Source organism: Tildeniella sp., from assembly GCF_059505325.1.
Genome location: NZ_JCACKI010000075.1, coordinates 189172 through 196133, shown reverse-complemented (window position 1 = coordinate 196133; position 6962 = coordinate 189172). Strand labels below are relative to the sequence as shown.

The following is a 6962-nucleotide window of genomic DNA, read 5'->3' as shown; positions in this document are numbered from 1 at the left end:
TTTCCTGATTTTGCTACCTTTCCTCCCCTTCACAATGGACAAAGTCGAGCTTAGCGTTCATCTATAGTATCCGGACTACAGTATCCGGACTACAGCCTGGTAGTTTGGTAGAAATTGATCAGGTTCAAACGGTAGCATCATTTCTCTGCGTACACTTAAGTGCGTTGATTGCTCTCTAACATGCCTTCTAGCTAACGAGAGTAGAACGGTCTGATGTGACTAGCAGCCAAGTTTGTACACGATCGCATTGATACCTGCAATACATTTTCGATCGTAGTGTTAGAGTAAACTTTGATTAAGTTACGGCTAGGCAAGCTGTCATCGTCCAGGGTTAGCAAACCCTTGGGTTAATGATGGCTTTCATTCTGGTGTCAACCAATATAGTTTTACGTCGTAAGTGTACGTTTGGCGTAGTGACCTCTGCCAATAGGTACTGATTCCTTCTCTGGAGAGATGTATCAAGCGCCAGAATACTATAGCCTTTAGACACAGTTTTCAAGCGTTCAACTGCCACACCATCAATTTAGAGAGTTGATCATTGTACAGAGATCGGAAACTTTATAGCGCCTACTGCGTCATAGACTAAGGCACTAAAAATTAGCAAGGTCGAAACGTTCAATACTTATACGGACTGTTGTTTATGAGCTTTGCAACCCAGATCATTAAGCCCTCTAACCTTCTGACTACCGCTGCTATTAATCTTTTTCAAGTAGAAGTTAAGACCGCTATTGATTCAGATGCAGCATTCATCTTAATAGACCTTGGTAACGTTTCATCAATGAGTAGCTCTAGCTTTATTGCGGTAGTAAAGATTCTGCAATTAGTACGCGCTTCCGATCGTCAGCTATTCCTTTGCTCTATGAGCCAACAAATAAGAATGTTATTTGAGCTGACTGGATTAGATCAAGTATTCAAAACGTTTGTCGACTTTGATGAATTTAACCGACATATGCATGGAACTGTTGTGGGAATGCCCAGACAAGTTAAGTCTAATATTGAAATCGTTCCAAGGGATGGACTGAAGCTAGCTAGCTAAATAGTTCCCAGTCTTAATTCCTTGGGCTACTGGCTGGAATGAGAGAGACTGTTGAGCGCTCTTCAGTATTAGCTTGCATCGAATAGGTGACTTAAGCACCTTGTTCCTAGATTTAATCCTGCGTATAACAGTCCCAAATCAATTGTGAGCGGCACTTAATCCTTGAGCGGTCAGCGGCAGACACCAGCTTTTCTCTAACCGCTGACCGCTGACTGCTAAGAACCGACAGCTAGATTGCTGCTCACGATTCATTCAGGATCGCTATCAATTCCAAAAAAACTGAGTATTTGCTCTCATCGCCAATGGTCGCTTGGTGCTTGGCTGTACAGGTAAGTAACAAGAGTTACACTACTTTATTTCTTAGCTATACAGCGGGTCGCTATGAAACCAACACACTTGCAACGATTAAAGGCATCTTAGGCTGCCTGCTAGATAGTGATGGCTCATCTCGTGCCAACGTGTCTCATTGAAGCAGATTAACTGTAGCAAAGTCACGTTTCTCTAGATCCGATCGGTTCAATCTGCTACATTAGCGGTTTGCGTGGTAGCTTCTACATTTATTTCGCTTTTCTATAAATGCGGTAGGGTGCAGACTGAACGATCGCTGCGTAATCTTCCTGTTGTTACTTGGGCAGTAACGTAGCCTGATAGTCGTCTTTGTTTAAAGATCCTCATTTCTCCTGATCCAATTTTGTTACGGGCAAGACGAGAATAGTATGGTTTCGCTTTGCTCCGTTTGCCGGAAATAACCGATTTTTCTATGGCAAGAATTTTAGTTGTTGAAGATGAGATTGTTTCTGCTTTAATGATTCAGGAGTTTTTGGAGCCTTCTGAACATACTGTCGTGGCGAGTGTAGCATCAGGAGCAGAAGCGATCCGAGTCGCGGTAGAGACGCAGCCCGATCTGGTTTTGATGGATATTTCGCTTGAGGGCGGGCTTGATGGCATTGCGGCTGCAACCCAAATCCATGAGCAGTTGGGCGTTCCCATTATCTACATTACGGCTAATGCTGAAGACCAGACGCTTCAGCGTGCAGTGGCGACAGAACCGTTTGGCTACCTCGTCAAGCCCTTCAACCAGATTGGACTTTACACCACAATCAATATTGCGCTGCGTCGTTATCAGTTAGAGCAGCAGCTAGAACAAGCTGAACAATGGCTGACAACCACATTGGCGAGTATTGGTGATGGCACGATCGCGACTGATCGCAATGGTTACGTTACTTTTATGAATGCGGTTGCCGAAGACCTTACGGGTTGGCAGCAAACAGACGCACTTGGGATCTCTGCCGATTTGATTCTGCGCTTAATCCACTCTGAAACGCGAGAAGCGATCGAAAACCCGCTTTTACAAGCCATGCGACAGGGGGTCAGCGTCAGTCTCTCTAATTACTGTGTACTTCAAACCAAAAGTGGACTGGAGCGGGCTATTGGCGATACAGCAGCACCGATTAGAAACGATAAGGGTGAAATTACGGGCGGTGTTCTGATTTTTCAGGATGTGACAGAGCGTCGGCAGGCGGAAGCATTGCTACATCATCGCCAGGAAGAGTTCAGAGCACTGGCGGAGAATTCTCCCGATATTGTGGTGCGGTTCGATCGAGAGTTTCGCCATGTTTATGTCAATCCGGCAGCCGAAGCGGCAACTGGCATTCCTCCGCAGGCGTTCATTGGGCGCACCAACGCAGAACTGGGCATGTCAACCGATCTGCTTGCTCTGTGGAATGAGACATTACAAACAGTGCTCACCAGCGGACAAGAGCAAATCATTGAGTTTCAACGATATGAATCAGATAGCCTTAAGTCTTATCAGTCGCGGGTGGTGCCAGAGTTTGCTCAGGACGGCAGCGTTGAGTTCTTGCTGTGTGTGAGTCGGGATATTACTGAGTACAAGCAGGCAGAAACCATCTTACGGCAGCAGGCAGAACGAGAGCGTTTGCTAGTGGCGATCGCCCAACGCGTCCGTCAGTCGCTCAACCTGGATGAGATTCTCAACACAACCGTGACAGAGGTACGCCAACTGCTCCAGACCGATCGCGTGATTATGTACCGCTTCGAGCCAGATTGGAGCGGCTTTGTCATCGTTGAATCGGTGAGCGATCGTTGGACACCGATGCTGGGTCAGCGGCTTTTTGACCCTTGTCTTGTGATGGCAGACTGCTTGTTGCCTTATATGGATGGCAAGGTCAGCAGTACCGCCGATGTTCTCAATGCTGGGCTGGCTCAGTGCTATGTGGATCTGCTGACGCAATTTCAGGTGAGAGCAAATTTAGTGATTCCAGTCTTGGTACCATCGTCCCAAACCCATCAGCCTTATGCACAGAGGCAAGGATCTCACCTGTGGGGGCTATTAGCCGTGCAACAATGCGCTACGCCTCGACGGTGGCACGATTCGGAGATCGAGTTACTCAAAAATCTTTCGGCTCAGGCGGCGATCGCCATTCATCAAAGTCAGCTTTATCAGCAAACACAGCAGCAGGCTCAAAGAGAGCAAGCGCTCAATCAAGTGATTCAGGCAATCCGCAACTCGTTGGATTTAAACACCATTTTTCGCACGGCTGTTTTGGAGATGGGCAGCTTGCTACAGGTTGAGCAGGCAAACATTCTGCAATATGTGCCAGAGCAAGGTGTTTGGGTGCATCAGGCAAGCTATCGCCAAAGCCCGGATGTGGCTCCTGTAGGCTTAGATGTCGTCGGGTTAGAAATTCCTGACGAAGGTAATCCCATTACCGCACAGCTCAAGCGGTTGGAAATTGTGCGATTGGATGATGCCAGTACCGTACCCCACGAAATGACGCAGATTTTGGCGCAAACGTTTCCGGGAGCATGGCTGGCTGTGCCCTTGCAGGTGGGTAGCTCTGTATGGGGCAACATTATTTTGATTCGAGGACCAGAACCCTTTGTCTGGCAAGACTGGCAAATTGATCTGACTCGCGCCATTGGGGATCAATTGGCGATCGCCATTCAGCAGTCTCAGCTTTATCAGCAAGTACAGCAGCTCAACGCCCGCCTGGAAGAGCAGGTGCAGGAACGTACCATTCTCTTGCAGCAGGCGTTTAGCTTTGAAGCAACGTTGAAGCGGATTGCCGATCGTGTGCGTGACAGCTTAGATGAAGACCAAATTTTACGAGCGGTTGTAGAAGAACTTGCCGTGACGCTTGACGTGAGCGCGTGCAGCGTAGCCGTATATGATCTGCCTCAGCAAACGGTCAACGTGCGCTATGAATACACAACTGCCTTAGCGCTGGTACAGGGTAATCTGATTCCAATGGCAGTGTTTCCAGAGGTCTACCAGCAACTACTAGACGGTCAGCATTTTCAGTACTGTAGTTTGGATGCTCGTCCCATGCAGCCGCGCGTCGTGCGTTTGGCATGTCCGATCGTGGACGATCAGGGGGTGCTAGGAGATTTGCGACTGGTCAACCACGCCGATTACATTTTTTCGGATCAGGAAGTTCGCTTGGTACAGCAAGTTGCCAATCAATGCGCGATCGCCCTCCGTCAATCGCAGCTTTATCAGTCTGTACAGGCACAAGTGGCTGAGTTAGAACAGCTCAATCGACTCAAAGACGATTTTGTGAGCACTGTTTCTCACGAACTACGAACACCGATGGCGAGCATCCGCATGGCGATTCAAATGCTAGAAGTGGTGCTGTTGCAGACGGAAGATGGGCGATCGCGAGATGCTACTGAACCCTCCTCTTTAGTTTTGCAGCCAGCGTCGTTTCAACGGGTAGCCCGCTATTTCCAGGTCTTACGCGACGAATGCCAGCGCGAGACGATGTTGATCGACGACTTGCTCGATCTCTCTCGCCTTGAACGACAAACCGAACCGCTCAATCGCACTACGTTAGATCTTCAGCCTTGGCTCACTCGACTGGTGATCCCCTTTGCCGATCGGGTACGCAGTCAGCGTCAGCGTTTAGAAACCCGCATGACAACGCCTTTACCCGCATTGACGACTGACTATGCCTATCTAGAACGCATTCTCAACGAGTTGCTGCAAAACGCCTGTAAATACACTCCTGCTGATGAAACTATCATTCTGTCGGTGCAGCCGCTTGAGCAATCGTTAACCCTTGCACGATCGCACGTTGAGATTAGCGTCAGTAACTCTGGAGTCGAGATTTCTGCTGAGCAACTGGAACGAGTGTTCGACAAATTTTATCGGGTTCCTAGCAACAACCCCTGGCAGCATCGGGGCACGGGGTTAGGTTTGGCACTTGTCAAAAAGCTGATTGAACAGCTTCAAGGCACGATCGAAGCGTCCAGTGCAGATGGTTGGACAACCTTCACCGCAAGGATACCGCTAGAGAGTGACCAGTAGAAGAGCTTTTAATGGGAGGATTCGTTTCTCGCTGTAGTTCCTCACAGTGAAACAACCCTCGACTACGATATGCCTCGATCGATTCAGGTACTACAGCATAGCGTTTTGGCTCAGACATCTAATCGCATCTCTAAGATCTCTGTTCTAAGCAGTTGCTTGTCAGCTTCGACATAGAAGTATTTTACGCCAAGCATCACCTTGTCTGGCAACATAAAGTCTTGTCGTGCTTCTGTGGAGTTCAGAGAAGCGTGACGAGCTATGACGGGGTATCAACCCCTTGAACTAGGTAGATATCTAGGATATTTCAGTCTTAGCTCCTTTAATCTCTTGACAATATACTGTTCAGATAAAGGATGTTGAATAAAATCTTTCAAGTCTTCTCTTTCAGAATATCTATGAACAATACTAGAAAAAATCTCTGAATCTGATTTTTCTTTAATCGACTGGAAGAGTGATGGCAATATAGCATTAATATTTTGTCGTTTACTTTGCAAACCCGTATCTTCAAGAATAGTATTTAGAATTTCTCGCCATAATTCATTACCTAATTCATCTGGCAGTTCAATAGAGTTTTCAAAATTCCATAGAATATAGTTTTTACTACCTAAATTAAAAGTTATTTTCTCTTTATATATTAAATATGGTTCGGAAGTGCAATCAGTTTCTAAGCTCAATTTATATACTTGTGTACTTGGAGACATAAAACTATTAACAACCATTTTGCCGCCGTCAATCTCAGCACATACATAACCTGGAGGCAAAGCATTAAATACTTTTATTAAAGTAGTATCCTTTGATGTTGCACTCTGTTGCATTACCTCTAGTAATACTTCCTCAAAATTAAAAATATTTACGTTCTTAAGAATTTCACCTAACCATGAAGTTGGAATTAGAAGCTCTGCGGCAAATCGATTGGCTTCACCTTCAATTTGCCTGTACTCGTAATCTCCATTTCTATTAATCTGAGAGTCAGAATCAGTCTCCTCTTCATTCCCTTTAACCTCAGTATGAGAAACTATATTTCCAATGTGCCAAGGGATGATAACATGACCTAACTCGTGTGCTAGTGTAAATCGCTGTCTAACTTCAGGGCGTAAAGAGTTGATATAAATTCTAGGCTTATTAGACTGCTTCAAGCCTAGACTTATACCGTCAGCTTCAAGAGGAAAATCTAGAAAACCCACTTCCGCGTACAATGAGACTAACTCTTCAAGATTGTACGGAGGAATAAGATTATGTCGTTCTAAAAGTTTGCTTGCAAACTTCTCTTCAGGCTTCATCCAGTTTTCCAATTCTCTTTAGCCAACTCATTACACGTTGAGCCTCTTCTTTACTAGAAGCTCTCGCAGCTAATGCATGAATCTCGTGAACCGGAGCACTTTCTAAACTCAAGCCTTTTTTCCTTGCATTGACTATTGATCCAAGAATGTTAGGGTTGGTAACCCACAGAGAGTATTCTTGCCAAGTCATTCCTAAGTATTCATACAACTCAACATCTTCTGAAGTATTATCATCGTGCCAAGCATCGACATAATCATCTACTTCGTCTAGAAAGGCATCACCACTAATACATACGTCAATAAATGATATGTTCATAAC

At 45.9% G+C, this 6962-nt stretch carries 4 protein-coding genes; 2 read left to right on the top strand and 2 right to left on the bottom strand.

Annotated elements, in window-relative coordinates; translation table 11 throughout:
• The first annotated feature begins 640 nt into the window (after window positions 1-640).
• Together AC5JO6_RS27925 and AC5JO6_RS27920 are read left to right on the top strand one after the other, a co-directional pair.
• Window positions 641-1036, top strand: a complete 396-nt coding sequence (locus tag AC5JO6_RS27925; protein ID WP_496084319.1) for an STAS domain-containing protein — start codon at window positions 641-643, stop codon at window positions 1034-1036.
• Between the two features lie 760 nt (window positions 1037-1796).
• Entirely contained in the window at window positions 1797-5363 is a 3567-nt protein-coding gene (locus tag AC5JO6_RS27920; RefSeq protein WP_496084318.1) for a GAF domain-containing protein, read from the top strand.
• 269 nt (window positions 5364-5632) lie between these two features.
• Here the strand turns inward: AC5JO6_RS27920 and AC5JO6_RS27915 are convergent, their stop codons facing one another.
• Together AC5JO6_RS27915 and AC5JO6_RS27910 are read right to left on the bottom strand one after the other, a co-directional pair.
• A complete protein-coding gene (locus tag AC5JO6_RS27915) occupies window positions 5633-6643 on the bottom strand; it encodes an ImmA/IrrE family metallo-endopeptidase (protein WP_496084317.1) in 1011 nt (336 codons plus the stop codon).
• On the bottom strand, window positions 6633-6959 hold the full coding sequence (locus AC5JO6_RS27910) for a hypothetical protein (RefSeq protein ID WP_496084316.1): 327 nt from the start codon (window positions 6957-6959) through the stop codon (window positions 6633-6635). Before AC5JO6_RS27910 ends, AC5JO6_RS27915 begins: the two co-directional genes overlap by 11 nt.
• Window positions 6960-6962 lie beyond the last annotated feature (3 nt).